General features: G+C 69.3%; 8 protein-coding genes. 5 read left to right on the forward strand and 3 right to left on the reverse strand.

Annotation, left to right across the window (positions count from 1 at the left end; genetic code table 11):
• Together E3U26_RS15575 and E3U26_RS15580 are read right to left on the reverse strand one after the other, a co-directional pair.
• The gene (locus E3U26_RS15575; RefSeq protein ID WP_036755264.1) at positions 1-1,017 is read right to left on the reverse strand and encodes an alpha-ketoacid dehydrogenase subunit beta; all 1,017 of its coding nucleotides are present in this window, start codon (positions 1,015-1,017) and stop codon (positions 1-3) included.
• A gap of 1 nt (position 1,018) precedes the next feature.
• On the reverse strand, positions 1,019-2,272 hold the full coding sequence (locus E3U26_RS15580; RefSeq protein ID WP_140848616.1) for a 3-methyl-2-oxobutanoate dehydrogenase (2-methylpropanoyl-transferring) subunit alpha: 1,254 nt from the start codon (positions 2,270-2,272) through the stop codon (positions 1,019-1,021).
• 199 nt (positions 2,273-2,471) lie between these two features.
• Here E3U26_RS15580 and E3U26_RS15585 point away from each other — a divergent pair, with 199 nt between their 5' ends.
• Positions 2,472-2,969, forward strand: coding sequence for an Lrp/AsnC family transcriptional regulator (locus E3U26_RS15585; RefSeq protein ID WP_036755259.1), 498 nt, complete (start codon positions 2,472-2,474; stop codon positions 2,967-2,969).
• 60 nt (positions 2,970-3,029) lie between these two features.
• Here the strand turns inward: E3U26_RS15585 and E3U26_RS15590 are convergent, their stop codons facing one another.
• Positions 3,030-11,318, reverse strand: coding sequence for a GH36-type glycosyl hydrolase domain-containing protein (locus E3U26_RS15590; protein ID WP_499105920.1), 8,289 nt, complete (start codon positions 11,316-11,318; stop codon positions 3,030-3,032).
• Between the two features lie 249 nt (positions 11,319-11,567).
• On the opposite strand from E3U26_RS15590, the gene E3U26_RS15595 reads away from it, so the two are divergent.
• The 4 genes from E3U26_RS15595 (at position 11,568) to E3U26_RS15610 (ending at position 17,024) form a co-directional block, all read left to right on the forward strand.
• The gene (locus E3U26_RS15595) at positions 11,568-12,923 is read left to right on the forward strand and encodes an esterase-like activity of phytase family protein (RefSeq protein ID WP_499105921.1); all 1,356 of its coding nucleotides are present in this window, start codon (positions 11,568-11,570) and stop codon (positions 12,921-12,923) included.
• 328 nt (positions 12,924-13,251) lie between these two features.
• Positions 13,252-14,169, forward strand: coding sequence for a dihydrodipicolinate synthase family protein (locus E3U26_RS15600; protein WP_499105922.1), 918 nt, complete (start codon positions 13,252-13,254; stop codon positions 14,167-14,169).
• A 1-nt stretch (position 14,170) separates the two neighbouring features.
• Positions 14,171-15,676 carry an aldehyde dehydrogenase gene (locus E3U26_RS15605; protein ID WP_499105923.1) on the forward strand — a complete coding sequence of 502 codons (1,506 nt, stop codon included), beginning with the start codon at positions 14,171-14,173 and terminating at the stop codon, positions 15,674-15,676.
• A 1-nt stretch (position 15,677) separates the two neighbouring features.
• A complete protein-coding gene (locus tag E3U26_RS15610) occupies positions 15,678-17,024 on the forward strand; it encodes an NAD(P)/FAD-dependent oxidoreductase (RefSeq protein ID WP_499105924.1) in 1,347 nt (448 codons plus the stop codon).
• Positions 17,025-17,026: the final 2 nt, after the last annotated feature.

The raw sequence follows: 17,026 nt of genomic DNA on the forward strand, positions 1-17,026 counted from the left end.
TCAGGCCACCTCGACCAGTTGACGCAATGCCTCGGCCACCCGTGCGGGGCCGGGGAAATAGCTCCATTCATGCGTATGCGGATAGGGCGTGTCCCAGCCCGCCACCCGCCGGATCGGCGCCTCCAGGTGCCAGAAGCACTCGGCCTGCACCAGCGCCGCCAGTTCCGCGCCATAGCCCGAGGTCAGCGTCGCCTCGTGCAGCACCAGGCAGCGGCCGGTCTTGTTGACCGAGGCCACGATGGTTTCCATGTCCAGTGGCAGCAGGGTGCGCAGGTCGATCACCTCGGCATCGACGCCGGATTCCTCGACCGCGGCCAGCGCGACATGGACCATGGTGCCATAGGTCAGCACGGTGGCCGCCCGGCCCTGGCGGCGCAGCACCGCCTTGCCCAGGGGCACGGTGTAATGCCCCTCGGGCACCTCGCCCAGCTCATGGCTTTTCCAGGCCGTGACCGGGCGGTCGTGATGGCCGTCGAAGGGGCCGTTGTAAAGCCGCTTCGGCTCCATGAAGATCACCGGGTCGGGGTCTTCGATAGCGGCCAGCAGCAGCCCCTTGGCGTCCCGCGGGTTCGAAGGCACCACGGTCTTGAGGCCCGTGACATGGGTGAACAGCGCCTCGGGCGACTGGCTGTGGGTCTGGCCGCCGAAGATGCCGCCGCCGGTGGGCATGCGCACCACCATCGGGCAGGTGAACTGCCCGGCCGAGCGATAGCGCAGCCGCGCCGCCTCGGACACGATCTGGTCATAGGCGGGATACATGTAGTCGGCGAACTGGATCTCGACCACCGGCTTCAGCCCATAGGCCGCCATGCCGATCCCGGCGCCGACGATGCCGGATTCGTTGATCGGCGTGTCGAAGCAGCGGGTCTTGCCGTATTTCGCCTGCAAGCCGGCGGTGCAGCGGAAGACGCCGCCGAAATAGCCCACGTCCTCGCCGAAGACCACGACGGAAGGGTCGGCGCCCATCGCCACGTCCAGCGCGTCGCGGATCGCCTCGATCATCGTCATGCGTGCCATGTCAGAACCCCGCCTCGTGACGTTGCTTCAGAAGATGCGGCGGCATCTCGGCATAGACATCCTCGAACATGTCGGCGGGGCTGGGGTGCTGGCCGTGATGCAGCGTGCCGATGGCCTCGGCGCGCTTCTGCTGTTCGGTGATCTCGGCCAGGATCTCGGCCTCGGCCTGGGCGTGGCGCTCGTCGCTCCAATGGCCAAGCGCGATCAGGTGGTTTTTCAACCGCAGGACCGGGTCGCCCAGCGGCCAAGCCGTGCTTTCCTCGGCCGGGCGATAGGCCGAGGGATCGTCCGAGGTCGAATGCCCGCCGGCGCGATAGGTGACGTATTCGATCAGCGTCGGGCCCAGGTTGCGCCGGGCGCGTTCCGCCGCCCATTTCGCCACCGCCAGCACCGCAAGGTAGTCGTTGCCGTCCACCCGCAGCGAGGGGATGCCGAAGCCATGCCCGCGCGCTGCGAAAGTGCCTGAACCTCCGCGTGCAATCCCCTGGAATGTCGAGATCGCCCATTGGTTGTTCACGATGTTCAGGATCACCGGCGCCTTGTAGGTCGAGGCAAAGACCAGCGCGGCGTGGAAATCGCTTTCCGCCGTCGAGCCGTCGCCGATCCAGGCCGCCGAGATCTTGCGGTCGCCCGAGATGGCCGAGGCCATGGCCCAGCCCACCGCCTGGATGAACTGCGTGGCCAGGTTGCCCGAGATGGTGAAGAAGCCATGCTCGCGCGAGGAATAGCAGACCGGCAATTGCCGGCCGTGCATCGGATCCTCGGCGTTCGAGAAGATCTGGTTCATCATCGCGCTGAGCGGATAGCCGGCGGCGATCAGCAGCCCGGCCTGGCGATAGGTCGGAAAGTTCATGTCGCCCGGTGCCAGCGCGCGCTGGAAGCCGCAGGAAATCGCCTCTTCGCCCAGGTGCTGCATGTAGAAGCTGGTCTTTTGCTGGCGCTGCGCGTTCAGCATCCGCGCGTCGTAGATGCGCAGCGTCATCATGTGGCGCAGTCCGATCAGCAGGTCGTCGGGGGTGATCTCCAGCGCCTCGGCCCAGGGCCCGACGGCCTGGCCCTCGCGGTTCAGGACGCGGATGATGGTGAATGCCAGGTCGCGGATCTCCTCGGGGTCGACGTCGACCGGCGGGCGGCGCACCGTGCCCGCGCGCGGGATCGCGACATGCGAGAAATCCGGCTGGCCGCCGGGCCGCACCTCTGGCTCGGGCACCACAAGGCCAAGCGGCGGATAGTCATTCGGGTCTGGCCTTTGCATCGGCACCTCCTTTGCCTTGGGGAACGGGCCGGGTTCCGGCCCTGCCGCCGCGGATGACGGGCATCCGGGCGATGCGGCACTGGCGTTCCACCCCATTCCTCCCAAGGGGATGATGCCACAGATCGCCGCAAAATCTTCTTTCTTTGTTTTCAGCTATCAGCCAAAATGCAAAAGATTCTTCTGATAATAGCGGTAGGACATGAGCGGATCTTCTGCAACGCGCCAGCTTGACGCGATCGACCTCAGGATCTTGCGGGCGCTGAGTCGCGACGGGCGGCTGTCGAACAGCCAGCTTGCCGAAAAGGTCGGCCTGTCGCCCAGCCCCTGCTGGCAACGCACCCGCCGGCTGGAGGCCGAGGGCGTCATCAAGGGCTACAGCGCCCTCCTGGACCAGTCCCGCCTGGGCGCCGCCGAAACCGTCATCATCGAGATCACGCTGGAACGGCACGACGACAAGGTGCTGGAGGAGTTCGGCCGCGCCATGGCCGCCATCCCCGAGGTGCAGGAGGTCTGGCTGACCACCGGTGAATACGACTACCTGCTGAAGGTCGCGGTCAGCGGCACCCGCGGATACGAGGAATTCCTGCGTCGCAAGCTTTACCGGGTGCCGGGGATCCGCAACGCCCGCTCGATCTTCACCCTGCGCTGCCTGAAGGAACGCGGCAGCATCCTGCCGCTGCTGGCCGAGGCGGACTGACGCGGCCGTCCCTGGATCACCGCCTCGACGCGCCATGGCCATGCCGTCCCCCTCCCTCTCTCAGCCGATGCGGATGCGGGGCGTGCCGGCCTGGTCGCGCGTCACCTCGACCTCGTGGCGGCGGTCGCCGATCATCACGCTGGCGCGGAAGCCCGGCCAATGCGAGGGCAGGGCGGGGGCCACCTCCAGCCTTTCGCCGTCCTTGATGCGCAGGCCCAGGATATGCTCGACCGCGACGCGGTGCAGCCAGCCGGCCGAGCCGGTATACCAGGTCCAGCCGGCGCGGCCGATCTTTTCCTCGGCGCCATAGACGTCGGCGGCGACGACATAGGGCTCGCCGCGATAGACCTGAAGCGTGGCGGCGTCGCTGGCATGGCTGATCGGGTTGAGCAGCCGGAACACCCGCCAGGCGTCGTCGGCGCGGCCCGCCATGCACAGCGCCTGCACCATCCAGATCGCGGCATGGGTATATTGCCCGCCGTTCTCGCGCACGCCGGGCGGATAGCCCTTGATATAGCCGGGATCCTGCGGCGCATCGGCAAAGGGCGGGGTGAACAGCCGCAGCAGCATGCCGTCCTCGTCCAGCAGATGCTCCAGCGCCGCGTCCAGCGCCGGGTCGCGGCGGTCCTTGCGTCCGGCGCCCGAGATCACCGACCAGCTTTGCGCGATGGAGTCGATGCGGCATTCCTCGGACTGGGCCGAGCCCAGCGGCGTGCCGTCGTCATAGATCCCGCGCAGATACCAGCCGCCGTCCCAGCCGTGCCGGTCCAGCGCGCGCGACAGCTTGGCGGCATGGGCGCGCCAGCGCTTTGCCCGCTCGTCCTCGCCGCGCGCCTCGGCCAGCGGCGCCATCATGGCGATGGTCTGGGCCAGGAACCAGCCCATCCAGACCGACTGGCCGCGCCCGGCGCCGCCGACGCGGTTCATGCCGTCGTTCCAGTCGCCGCCCAGGAACAGCGGCAGGCCCTCGGCCCCGGTGCGGGCGATGGCCATTTCCAGCGCCAGCGCGGCATGGTCGTAGAGCGGCGCCATGCGGTCGCTGGTCTCGGGCCGGTAGAAGGCGTCGTGCTCGCCCGGCTCCAGCACGCGGCCCAGGATGAAGGGCCGGGGCTCGTCCAGGATGCTGCGGTCGCCCGTCACCTCGACATAGCGCGCCAGCGCATGGCCCAGCCAGACCACGTCGTCGGCGATCAGGGTGCGCACGCCCGCGCCGGTGCCGGGCAGCCACCAATGCTGCACGTCGCCTTCCGGGAACTGGCGCGAGCCGGCTTCCAGCAACTGGGCGCGGGCCAGCGCCGGGTCATAGACCAGCATGGCCGAGGTGTCCTGCAACTGGTCGCGGAAGCCATAGGCCCCCGAGGCCTGGTAGAAGGCCGAGCGCGCCCGGATCCGGCAGGCGATGGCTTGATAGGGCAGCCAGCGGTTCACCATCAGGTCGAAGGCCGGGTCGGGGGTCTGCACCTGCAAGCGGCCGAAGATATGCTGCCAATGCTCGGTCTGGGCGGTGGCGGCCTGCCGGGCGGTCTCGGTGCGCTCCAGCAGCGGGGGCGCTGCGGCGCCGGGCGCGGCGGCCAGGCGGAAGGTCACGTTCTGGCTTTCGCCCGGCTCGATCTCGATGCGGGTTTCCAGCATCATCACCGGGTCGCCGTCATGGCGATGCACGAAGCGGCGGCTCAGCGTGGCGTCGAACCAGGCCGGCAGGCAGGTGTCGCGGTTGCGGCCCTGCCAGATCAGCCGCGACAGGCAAAGCCCCGTCACCTCGCGGTCCACCGACAGGATCATGCGCTGGCCGGCATAGTCGATGGAATAGGGGTTCTCGCATTCCACCGCCCGCGCCTCGGGCTGGTAGCGCATCTGCAGATAGGGCGCGGTCTTGGCGCGGGCGCCGCCCATCACCGGCTCCAGGAACTGCGCCACGTCCAGCGTCAGCCGCCGCGTGCCGTGGTTGGTCAGCCGCAGCCCGATCACCCGCAGCGGCGCGTCCGGGGTCAGGCTGTGCAGCGCGGTGATCTCCAGCTCGCCCGACCAGGCGGTGAATTCGGAGAAGCCGGCGCCGTGGCGGCATTGGTAAAGCGCCTCGCGCTGGCTCGACAGCGCCGCATAGGGGGTGTGGATCGCGCCGGTGCCCAGGTCGCGGATCAGGATGCCCTCGCCCGGCGGGTTGCTGACCGCATCGTTCGACCAGGGCGTCAGCTGGTGGTCGCGCGAATTGGCCGACCAGGTAAAGCCCGCGCCCTCGGCCGAGATGTGAAAGCCGAAATCGCTGCGGGCGACGACGTTGATCCAGGGGTTCGGCGTCGCCTCGCCATGGCGCAGGCGGATGACGTAATTGCCCTGCGCGTCGAAGCCGCCGGTGCCGTTCCAGAAATGCAGATCCTCGGGCGGGAAGTCGCTGCGCAGCGCGGGGCGCTGCAAGGGCCGGGACGGCGCGCGGGCGATGCCGCGGCGCAGCTCGGCCGCCTCCAGCCGCTGGATCTGCCCGGCCAGGCTGCCGTTCTGGGCGTGGATCACCACGCGCGCCACGGCCAGCAGCGTGTCGCGCGTCTCGGCCGAAAGCCCGTTGGCATCGACGGCAAAGACCGAGGGGCGCGAATGCAGCAACTGCATGCTGTGGCACAGGTTGTTCAGCGCCTCGTGCAGATGGGCGGCATAGCTTACGCGTTGTTCGTTCAGGATCACCAGGTCGCATTCGAGGCCGCGCATCCGCAGGTATTCCTGCATGCGGATCGCCTGGCGCGCCACCGGCATCAGGTCGGGGTCGTTGATGCGCAGCACCATGATCGGATTGTCGCCCGAGACCGACATCGGCCACAGCGCCGATTGCTGCCCCATGACATGGCGCACCTGCGAGGCCAGCATCTGGTTGGGATAGACCAGCAGCGCGGCATAGCGGCGGAACAGCGCCGCTTCCTCGGGGGTGATGCTGGCATGGTGCAGCTGCACCTGGCTGCGGGTCCAGGCCATCTGGTGTTCGTTGTCATAGGCGGCCTCGTCGGCCAGGTGCAGATGCGCCTCTTCCAGGGCCTCGCGGCTGGCGGCGGCGACGGTCCAGAAGGTCACGACCGCCTCTTTCCCCGGATCCAGGGTCAGCCGCCGGCTGAGCGAGAAGATCGGGTCCAGCGTATAGCTTTCGCCCGGCGCGACATCGGCCAGCAGGCCGGGATCGTCCAGCGCCTGCGGCGCGCGGATCGAACGGCCGCGGCCGATGAACAGCCGCCGGTCGGTGGCCGCGCCGTCGGGCACGCCGGCCCCGGCGCTCAGGTGCATCAGGTGGCGGTCGGGGTCGTGCGGGTTGCGCTTGTTGCGGCGGGCGAAGATGCGGCCGCGATCCGGCTGGGCCTCGGTCGCGACGAACATGCGCGAGAAGGCGGTATGGGCGCGGTCGGCGTCGTTCTGGTCCAGCACGATCTCGCCATAGCTGGTCAGCGCCAGCTGGCGCGGCCGGTCCGACAGGTTGCGCAGCTTGACCCGCGCGCCGCGCGCGTCCAGGTCGTCGGACAGGATCACCTCGGTCTCGCAATGGATGCCCTCGCCCAGGGCGGCGAAATTCGCCTTGTAGTCGAACAGCCGCGTCGCATAGCCGATCTCGGGGTCGAAGCCGGGCGCGGCGGTGGCCGACCACCAGCGCCCCGAGGCGAGGTCGCGGATGAACAGGAACTCGCCCCAGACATCGGCCGCCGGGTCGGGCCGCCAGCGGGTGATGGCGGTGCCGTCCATGCGCAGCCGTCCCGCGCCGCTGGCATCGAGCAGCATCGACAGCCGCCCGTTCGACATGACCGCGACGGTATGGGGCGCCGCGGCGGCATCGGCCACCTCGACGATCTCGGTCTGGCCCAGTTCGGACGGGCCGGGCAGGCGGCGGCGCACCGTCTCGCGCAAGAGCGGCGAGACCTCGCGCGGGGTCTTTTGCTGCAAGAGCGTCGAGACGCTTTCGATCACCGGGTCGGCATTGAAGCGGTTGCGGTGCAGCCCGTCCATCAGGCAATTGGCGATGGCGATCAGGCTCATGCCCTGGTGATGCGCCATCACGCTGCGCACCACGGCGCATCGGTGCCCCTGCGGCAGGCGCGAGGGGGTGAAGTCCACCGCGTCGAAAAAGCCGTATTCGCCGCGCGCGCCCAGGTCCGCCAGCCGGCGCAGGTTCTTCAGCGCGCTGCGCGGGCGGAAGCCGGCGGCGATGAAGCTGGCATAGGGCGCGACCACCTGGTCGTCGCGCAGCCAGCGCCGCAGCGCCAGCTCCGACACCCCGAAGGCGTAATACTGATAGTTCATCTGCGCGTCGCGGGCGTTATAGGCGCTTTCCGACACGCCCCAGGGCCGGCCGGCGCGCCAGCCGTCGCGGATCTGCGCCTCGACCGCCACGTCGCAGGAACTGTGCAGGATCGAGCCCGGCGGCTCGTCCATCACCAGGGGCGCCATCAGGTATTCGAACATCGAGCCCGACCAGCTGACCAGCGTCGAGCCATAAGGCATCACCGTCATCGGCCGGCCGAGCCGGTTCCAATGCTCGGTCGGCAGGTCGCCCTTGGCGATGGCGAAAAGCGAGGCGAGCCGCGCCTCGGAGGCCAGCAGGTCGTAGAAGGACTGGTCCGGCGCGCCCTCGACGCAATTGTAGCCGATGGCGAGCAGCTGGCGCTCGGGGTCCAGCAGGAAGGCGAAATCCATCTCGAAGGCGAAGGCGCGGGCGCGTTCGGCCAGCGCCGCCATGCGCCGGGCCGCGACGGCGACCTCCTCGGGGTCGATGCGGCCCAGCCCCTCCATCTTGTCGCAGGTCGAGACCAGCCGGCTCGTCCACCAGTCCAGCTCGCGCGCGGCGGCGGTGGGGATCTCGGTGACGAGGCCCTGGATCAGCACCTGCAGGTTGGCGGCGGCGCGGGCGTGGCTTTGCACATGCAGGGGCGCCAGGTGCGGCGCCTGGGCGCTGGCCATGCTGTGCCACAGGGCGGTGATGCGTTCCTCGATGCGGTCGCGCAGCGGGTTGAGGCTGCGCCGCTCGCGCGGGATGGCCGCATGCAGGCGGCGCATCAGCGACAGGATGTCCACCGCCCCCGACAGTTCCGGCAACAGGTAGAGCGCCGGGTTGCGCGCCCATTCCTTGAGTGTCGAGGACAGGGTGATCAGATGCCCGGCCAGGTTGCCGCTGTCCACCGCCGAGACATAGCGCGTGCCCAGGGGTTGCAGGCTGTCGGTCGCATACCAGTTGTAGAGATGGCCGCGATGCCGCTCCAGCCGCTCGATGGTGGTCAGCGTGGCCTCGATCCGGTCCAGCGCCTCGCCCAGGGTGATCCAGCGGAACTCGTGCGCGGTCACGGTCGAAAGCAGGTAAAGCCCGATATTGGTGGGCGAGGTGCGCTCGGCCAGCTTGGGCTGCGGCTGGTCCTGGTAATTGTCGGGCGGCAGGTGGTTGGTGCGGGCATCGACGAAGGTTTCGAAAAAGCGCCAGACCAGCCGCGCCTCGGCCCGCCATTCCAGCCGCTCCTCGGCGGTCAGGGGACGGGCGCCCTCATGCTCGATCGGGCGGGCGCTGACCCAGGCGATCAGCGGCGCGCCCAGCCACAGCACGCCCAGCACCAGCGCCGGCGCCAGGTTCTCGGGGCGCAGCAGCGCCGCCAGCGCGACGAAGCCAAGCGCCAGCGCCAGCCCGCCGCGCATCAGCAGGAAATGGCCGGGCAGCGTCTCGTGCGCGCGGCGGGCCACGGCGTCGGCCGTGGTCCATTCCAGCAGGTGCCGCCGCGATACATAGACCCGGCACAGGCTGCGCACCATCGCATCGACCATGCTGAAGGCCATCTGCGGCAAAAGCGTCAGCCGCATCATGAAGGCGGTGATCTGGTCCATCAGCTCGTTGCCGATGACCAGCATGTGCCGCAGCCGCGCCACCCCGGACTGGCGCGGCATCAGCCCCATCAGCCAGCCCAGCAGCTGCGACAGCCCGACCGAGACGCCCAGCAGGCCCAGCCAGAACAGCGCATCGGCATGGGGCAAGCCGATCACCGCCACCAGCCCCGCCAGCATCAGCGAGACCGGCAAGAGGCTGCGGCGCAGGTTGTCCACGATGCGGAACCGTGCCAGCGCATCCAGCCCGTTGCGCAGGTCCAGCAGATAGGGCAGCAACTGCCAGTCCCCGCGCGCCCAGCGGTGCTGGCGCGCCAGGTCCACGTCGAAGCGCTTGGGATATTCCTCGATGAAGTTCACGTCGGTCGCCAGGGCCGCGCGCAGCCAGGCGCCCTCGATCAGGTCGTGGCTGAGGACCGAGTTCTCGCGGATGCCGTCCTGGGCGGCGGTGGCGAAGGCATCGACGTCGTAGATGCCCTTGCCGGTATAGGTGCCCTGGCCGAACAGATCCTGGTAAAGGTCCGAGACGGTGAAGACATAGGGGTCGAGCCCCTTGTCCTGCGACAGGATGCGCTGGAAGGGCGAGGTCTGGCTGCCGTGCTTCAAGAGCGAGGTGACGCGCGGCTGGATCAGCCCGTGGCCGCGCACGATGCGCTGCCGCGCCGGGTCGTAGACCGGGCGGTTGACCGGATGCGCCATCATGCCGACCAGCATCCGTACCGTGTCGCGCGGCATCCGCGTGTCGGCGTCCAGCGTCACCACATAGCGGATGCCCTCGGGCGGGCGCGGGCCGGTATCGACGAAGCTGGTGTCGGGGCTGCCGCGCAAGAGCGCGTTCAGCTCGACCAGCTTGCCGCGCTTGCGCTCCCAGCCCATCCAGATGCCCTCGGCCTCGTTCCATTGCCGGCGCCGGTGCAGCAGGTAGAAGCGCCGCCCGGTATGGGCATATTTCTCGGCCAGCGCGGCGATGCCCTGGCGGGCATAGGCCAGCAGCTCGGCGTCGCGCGGCGTCGTCTCCTCGGCCGCGTCGGTGAAATCCGTAAGCAGCGCGAAGCTGAGCGCCGGGTCGGGATTCGCAAGGTAATGCACCTCGAGATTGCTCAGCAGGTCGTCGATGGTGTCGAGGCTGGTCAGCAGGCAGGGAATCGCGACCAGCGTGGCATGGTCGGGCGGGATCCCGTCCTTGAACCCATAGGCGGGCAGCTGCGCCGGCGCGATCAGCCGGCTGGCGACGAAGCGCAGGAGCGCCAGCCCCGCATCGAGGAAGGCCGCCAGCGACAGCACGATCAGCGTGGCGGCCAGGAAGCCGCCGGTCTGCGCCGGCACATAGGTCAGGCACAGCGCCACGGCCAGCAGCATCAGGGCCGCCAGCGGCAGGATCAGGCTGAGGATGCCGTGGCGGCGCGCCAGCCGCGCCAGCCGCTCGCGCCAGACCGGGCGATAGCCGCAATCCGCCTCGAAGCGCGGCGCGTCGTCGCCCAGCAGCACGACCGAGACCGGGATGTCCCGCCGCCCGGCCGCCGCCAGCGCGCGCTCGGCCACCTCGGGCTCGGCCAGGGCGGAATGGCGGGCGATCATCTCGATGCGGTTGCGGATCGCGTTGCGGGTCTGGGGGGCGAGGCGCTGGTGGTCGGGATCCTCGCGCAGGATCGCCTCGGTGCGGCTGGTGGCCTCGAACCATTCGCGCCAGTTGATTTCGTCCAGGCGCTTCAGCGCGCGGATGATATGGGCGGCGGTGACGTTGTTCGCGGTCTGGCGGGTCTGCTCGCCGGCCATCACCTGCTCGGCGGTGCGGCCTTGGGCGGCAAGCCGGCGGGCAAGCTGTTCGGTGATGGCATGGGTGCGGTCCAGGCCGGCATGGACGCGATAGATCACCTGCGCCACGAAGGCCGCGTTCTGCAAGGCCGGGCCGGGCACCGCCTGGTCGAAATCCGCCGGGCCCGGCTCGTCCATGGCCATCAGCCGGTCCATGGCGGCATTGGCCTCGCGCCGGCCGCGGCGCGCGCGCTCGGTCTCGTCGCTCAGCCGCAGCATGCGCAGCAAAAGCGCATAGCGCAGCATCGAGGGCAGCGACCACAGCTCGCCGATGGTCAGCCAGTCCACCTGCTGCGCCCCGGCGATGAAATCGGCAAAGCTGCGTTCGCGCAGGTCGCCGTCGGTCATCGCGGCATAGTCCCAGGCCAGGGCCAGCACCCGCGGGATCGGCTCGGCCACCGGCTGGAACTGCCCGCGCGGCAGCGAGCGCAGGAAGGCCGGGCTGAGGTCGCGGGTCAGGTGCCGATAGGTCTCGGCGATGGTGTGGTAGTTGTCCAGCAGCCAGCGCGTCGCGGTGGTGATATGTTCGCTTTCGGCATCGGCCCTCAGCGCGGCCTGATACAGCAGGCGCTGGTCCCGCGCCGCCTGCGCCAGCTCGAAGCGCGCGGCACGGGGGTCGAAGCCGGGGATTTGCAGCCGCTGCTGCTCCAGGACCGCGCGCCCGGCCGCCTCGAAGACCGAGGCCGCGGTGGCCCCCATTCCGCCGCCCTCCGGGTTTCCGACGCCGGCCCCGTCTGCCTGCATGTTTCGTCTCCGTCCCGTCGCTTCCCGCTAAGGAAGGGCCTGGGCGGCGGCAGGGTTCCCAAAAACCTGCACGCATCGCCCCGCGACACGGCATTGCCCGCCATCCGGGCAGGGCGGCATCACGGATCTGACACCGAGCTGCCGCATCGCTGTCACCTGCCCAGCCTAAAGCCACCGCATCGCGACGACAAAGGATTTCGAACCATGCGCCTTGGCCTTGCCCTGCTTGCCTGCACCATTGCCGCCCCCCTTGCCCCCGCCGCCCTGGCCGAAGAGGTCTTTCCGGCCCGGCTGGCGGGCCATGCGGTCCTGCCCGCCCTGACCATGGTCCCGCCGCCGGCGGATGCCCCGCGCGAGCTGTGGCTGTCGGGCCGCTTCACCGGCGCGGCGCGCAACGACGCGCCGATGTCGGTCGAGGGCGATACCGGCCCGACCTATGGCAGTCACAAGACCGGCATCGCGCTGCCCTTCCTGGGCCAGCCGGTGCAGGGCATGTCGGGTTTCGCCATGAACCGGGCCCCGGACGGCAGCTGGTTTTCCCTGACCGACAACGGCTTCGGCACCAAGGCCAACAGCCCCGACGCCATGCTGTTCTTTCACCGCATGCAGCCGGATTTCGCCGCCGGCACGGTCGAGCGGCTGGAGACCGTGTTCCTGCGCGACCCCGACCGCAAGGTGCCCTTCCGCATCGCCAACGAGACGACCGAGGGCCGCTATCTGACCGGCGCCGATTTCGACCCCGAAAGCATCCAGTATCTGGACGGCGAGATCTGGATCGGCGACGAGTTCGGTCCCTCGATCCTGCGCGTGGCCATGGACGGGCGGGTGCTGTCCGTCCACCGGACCCTGCTGGAGGGCAAGGCGCTGGCCGGCCCCGACACGCCCGGCATCACCGTGCCCGCCCAGCCCGGCAAGGATTTCCGCGTCCAGCGCTCGGGCGGCTACGAGGGCATGGCGCTGCAACCGGGCACCGACCTGCTTTGGGCGATGCTGGAAAAGCCGCTGCTGGGCGACGACGGCCAGCCCGAGGGCGATTTCCTGCGGGTGATGACCTTCGACACCGGCAAGGCCGACTGGACCGGCGACAGCCATCGCTTCAGGCTGTCCGAGGGCGCGACGGCGATCGGCGACTTCAACTTCATCGACGAGACCCGCGCCCTGGTGATCGAGCGCGACAATGGCGAAGGCGACGCCGCCCGCGCCTGCCCCGAGGCCGCGGCGGACCTGTCGGCCTGCTATCCGCTGCGCGCGCGGGTCAAGCGGGTGGTGCTGGTCGACACCGCCAGCCAGGATGCCGAGGGCTATCTGCGCCGCATCGGCCATGTCGACCTGCTGGACATCGCCGACCCGGACGGCAAGGCGCTGCCGGGCCTTGCGGCCGGGGAGGGGCGTTTCACCTTCCCCTTCTTCACCATCGAGGACGTGGCGCGGGTCGATGACGACCACATCATGCTGGCCAACGACAACAACCTGCCCTTCTCGGGCGGGCGGCGGATCGGCGCGGCGGCGGACAACGAATTCATCCTGCTGTCGGTGCCGGAACTGCTGGCGGCGAAATAGCCGCGCCGCGCCGGCGGCTTGGACAGGTTCACGCCGGGAAGCCTTGCAGCCGTTCGGCGCAGCAGGACCGGGCGATCGCGTGCCGGGATGCCGGCCGCCGATCCTGAACGGGCGGGCAGGGACCATGGCCATGCATTCGGCTGTTATCTTATCGGCCTCTTGGCCGCGGCGCTCTTTATCCGTCGATGGCGGGAATCCGATAGCGCCGCGGGGGTGGCGGATGACGTAGTTTTTCTAATGCCTCACGCCTGAACATTCTCCTTTGCGGCGGGACGGCCGGCTGCCCTACCACTGGGTGGACAAAAGCCCGCGCAGAGGAGGCCGCGACATGACACCCCGCATGGTTCTTGAAGGCATTTACACGCCTGTGATCACGCCGTTCCAGGGGGATGGCTCGATTGATTTCGACGCTTTGGGCGATCTGGTCGAGCGGTTGGTGGCTGCGGGGGTGCACGGGTTGATCTCGGGCGGCTCGACCGGCGAGAACTATGCCGAGACGGTCGAGGAGCGGCTGGAGCTGGCCCGCTTCATCACCGAGCGCGCCGACGGCCGGCTGCCGGTCATCGTCGGCACCGGCGCCATGCGCACCCCCGATTCCATCGCGCTGGCCCAGGGCGCGCGCGAGATGGGGGCGGATGCGATCCTGCTCGGCACGCCGCCCTATTCGGTGCCGACCGAGGCCGAGAACGCCGCCAACGCGCTGGAAATCGACCGCGCCGCCGGCCTGCCGGTGATCCTCTACAACTACCCCGGCCGCATGGGCGTCAGCATGGGGCGCGCGTTCCTCGACATCGTCGGCCAGTCGCCGAACGTCATCGGCATCAAGGAAAGCTCGGGCGACGTGAACCGCATCCACACGCTGGCCTGCGACTATCCGCAGATCCAGCTGAGCTGCGGCATGGACGACCAGGCGCTTGAATTCTTCGCCTGGGGCGCGCGCAGCTGGATCTGCGCCGGCTCGAACTTCCTGCCCGAGGAGCATGTGGCGCTTTACGAAGCCTGCGCCGTGCGCGGCGATTTCGCCCAGGGCCGGCGCATCATGACGGCGATGATGCCGCTGATGGCGGTGCTGGAACAGGGCGGCAAGTTCATCCAATGCGTCAAGCACGGGGTCGAGACCACCGGCCTGCGCGCCGGGCCGATGCGCCCGCCGCTGCAGGGGCTGAACGACGGCGAAAAGGCCGAGCTGGAAGGCGTCATCGCCACGCTGAAGACCGCCGTCCAGGCCATCGTGGAAGGGAAGTGAGATGACCGATCTGCTGAGCACCGAGGATTACAGGGCCATCGCCGCCGGGCTGTCTTTCCCGACGCAGGCCTTCATCGACGGCGCCTTCCGTCCCGCGCTGTCGGGCAGGACCTTCGCCACCACCAACCCGGCGACGGGCGCGGCGCTGGCCGAGATCGCCGCCTGCGATGCGCAGGACGTGGACCTGGCCGTGGCCGCCGCCCGCGCCGCCTTCGAGGACGGGCGCTGGTCGCGCCTGCACCCCGGCGAGCGCAAGGAGGTGCTGTTGCGCCTGGCCGCGCTGATACAGGAACACGCCCGCGAGCTGGCGGTGCTGGAAAGCCTCGATGCCGGCAAGACCATCTTCGACTGCGAAACCGTCGACGTGCCCGAGACGATCCATGTCATCAAGTGGCACGCCGAGCTGATCGACAAGATCTACGACCAGGTCTCGCCCGCCTCGGACAACCATATCGCCATGGTGGTGCGCGAGCCGGTGGGCGTGGTCGGGCTGGTGCTGCCCTGGAACTTCCCGCTGCTGATGCTGGCCTGGAAGATCGGCCCGGCGCTGGCCGCCGGCTGCTCGGTGGTGATGAAGCCCGCGGGCGAGACGACGCTGACCGCGCTGCGGGTGGCGGAACTGGCGGCCGAGGCCGGGCTGCCGGCGGGCGTTTTGAACATCGTCACCGGCTCGGGCCGCGAGGTGGGCGAGCCCTTGGGCCGGCACGCGGACGTGGACATGGTCAGCTTCACCGGCTCGACCGCGACGGGTCGGCGGTTCCTGAACTATTCGGCCGACAGCAACCTCAAGGAGGTGGTGCTGGAGCTGGGCGGCAAGAACCCCTGCATCGTGCTGGACGATGCCGAGGACCTGGACGCGGTGGCGGCGCATGTGGTGAACGGCGCGTTCTGGAACATGGGGCAGAACTGCTCGGCCGCCAGCCGCCTGATCGTGCAGCGCGGCATCAGGGACCGGCTGCTGGAGAAGGTCCGGGCCGAGGCGGCCGGCTGGCTGGTGGGCGATCCGCTGGATCTGGCGAACCGCGTGGGTCCGCTTGTCTCGAAGGCGCATTTCGACAAGGTCAGCAGCTATCTGGATGCGGCGAAATCGGAAACCGTGCTGGTCGGCGGCAAGGTGGTGGCCGAGGGCTTCATCGAGCCGACCATCGTGGAAGCCGCGCGCGATTCCCGGCTGGCGGTGGAGGAGATCTTCGGCCCGATCCTGACGGTGATCGTGGTGGACAGTTTCGAGGAGGCGATCGCGGTCGCCAACGACACCGACTACGGGCTTGCGGCCTCGATCTTCTCGGCCAACGGCAAGCGGGCGTTGCGCGGGGCGCGGGCCTTGCGGGCGGGCACGGTGACGGTGAACAGCTTCGGCGAGGGCGACGTCACCACCCCGTTCGGCGGCTACAGGCAATCGGGCTTCGGCGGCCGCGACAACAGCGTCCACGCCCATGACCAGTACACCCAGCTCAAGACAATCTGGATCGACCTCAACCAGAACAATGACGTGAGCCTGGATTGACATGGGCAGCCATCGGGCGATTCGCACCCCGGTCCTGAACGGCCCCGCCGGGTGGAATGCGATCCTGCCCCCCGCCGCGCCCCGCGCGCGGCTGGAAGGGCAGGCGGGCTGCGACGTGGCGATCGTCGGCGGCGGCTTCGCGGGGCTTTCGGCCGCGCGGCGGCTGCACCAGATCGACCCGTCGCTGGACGTGGTGATCCTCGAGGCATCGCGGATCGCCGAGGGCGGCACCGGGCGCAACTCGGGGTTCATGATCGACCTGCCGCATGAGCTGACCTCCAGCGATTATGCCGGTTCGGGCGACAGCCACGACCGGCAGCTGACCGCGCTGAACCGCCATGCCATCGACTTCGCGGCGCAGGCGGTGGCGGAATACGCCATCCCCGAGGGCTGGTTCCAGCGCGCGGGCAAGATCAACGCCGCCGCCTCGGCCCCCGGCCTGGCGGCGAATGAAAGCTATGCCAGGCACCTGCGCGACCTGGGCGAGGCGCATGAGATGCTGGACGCCCAGGCCATGCGCGAGATCACCGGCACCGGCTATTACCAGGGCGGGCTCTATACCCCCGGCACGGCGATGATCCAGCCGGCCGGCTATGTGCGCGGGTTTGCCGCCGGGCTGGAACGGGCAGGCGTGCGCATCCACGAGGATTCGCCCGTCACCCGGATCGAAAGCAATGCACAGGGCTGGCGGCTGGAAACGGCGCAGGGCTCGGTCCAGGCGCAAAGGGTGGTCATGGCCAACAACGGCCATCTGGAAAGCTTCGGCTTCAAGCGCGGGCGGCTGATGCACATCATGCTGAACGCCTGCATGACCGAGGAGCTGTCGCCCGAGGCCCTGCGCGCGCTTGGCGGCCATGAATGCTGGGGCGCGACGCCGGCCGACCCGATGGGGACCACCGTGCGCCGGATCGGCCCGGCCCAGGGCGGCAACCGCATCGTGATCCGGCAGGGCGGCTATTACCGGCCGAACATGCAGACCAGCGCCGGCGACCTGTCGCGGCTGGTGGAGCATATGCGGCAGAAATTCGACGCGCGTTTCCCGATGCTGAAGGGGCTGCGCTTCGAATATTGCTGGTCGGGGCATCTGTGCCTGTCCAGGAACGGCGTCTCGGTCATGCGCGAGCTGGAGCCGGGCCTGTTCGCCGCCTGCGTGGACAACGGGCTGGGCACCACCCGCAGCACGCTGACCGGGATCGGCGCGGCCGAGATGCTGTGCGGCCAGTCGAGCACGATCACCGCCTTCTTCACCGCCGAGGCCGAGCCCTCGCGCCTGCCGCCGCATCCTTTCGACACCATCGGCGCCAATGCTTATATGCGCTGGAAAGAATGGCAGTCCCGGCTAGAATGACG

This window comes from Paracoccus ferrooxidans (assembly GCF_029909815.1).
Taxonomy (GTDB): domain Bacteria; phylum Pseudomonadota; class Alphaproteobacteria; order Rhodobacterales; family Rhodobacteraceae; genus Paracoccus; species Paracoccus versutus.

Bases quoted from the DNA above. Each gene is read 5' to 3' on its own strand.
- E3U26_RS15575 (WP_036755264.1), bottom strand. From the start codon at position 1,017: ATGGCACGCATGACGATGATCGAGGCGATCCGCGACGCGCTGGACGTG.
- E3U26_RS15580 (WP_140848616.1), bottom strand. From the start codon at position 2,272: ATGCAAAGGCCAGACCCGAATGACTATCCGCCGCTTGGCCTTGTGGTG.
- E3U26_RS15585 (WP_036755259.1), top strand. From the start codon at position 2,472: ATGAGCGGATCTTCTGCAACGCGCCAGCTTGACGCGATCGACCTCAGG.
- E3U26_RS15590 (WP_499105920.1), bottom strand. From the start codon at position 11,318: ATGGGGGCCACCGCGGCCTCGGTCTTCGAGGCGGCCGGGCGCGCGGTC.
- E3U26_RS15595 (WP_499105921.1), top strand. From the start codon at position 11,568: ATGCGCCTTGGCCTTGCCCTGCTTGCCTGCACCATTGCCGCCCCCCTT.
- E3U26_RS15600 (WP_499105922.1), top strand. From the start codon at position 13,252: ATGACACCCCGCATGGTTCTTGAAGGCATTTACACGCCTGTGATCACG.
- E3U26_RS15605 (WP_499105923.1), top strand. From the start codon at position 14,171: ATGACCGATCTGCTGAGCACCGAGGATTACAGGGCCATCGCCGCCGGG.
- E3U26_RS15610 (WP_499105924.1), top strand. From the start codon at position 15,678: ATGGGCAGCCATCGGGCGATTCGCACCCCGGTCCTGAACGGCCCCGCC.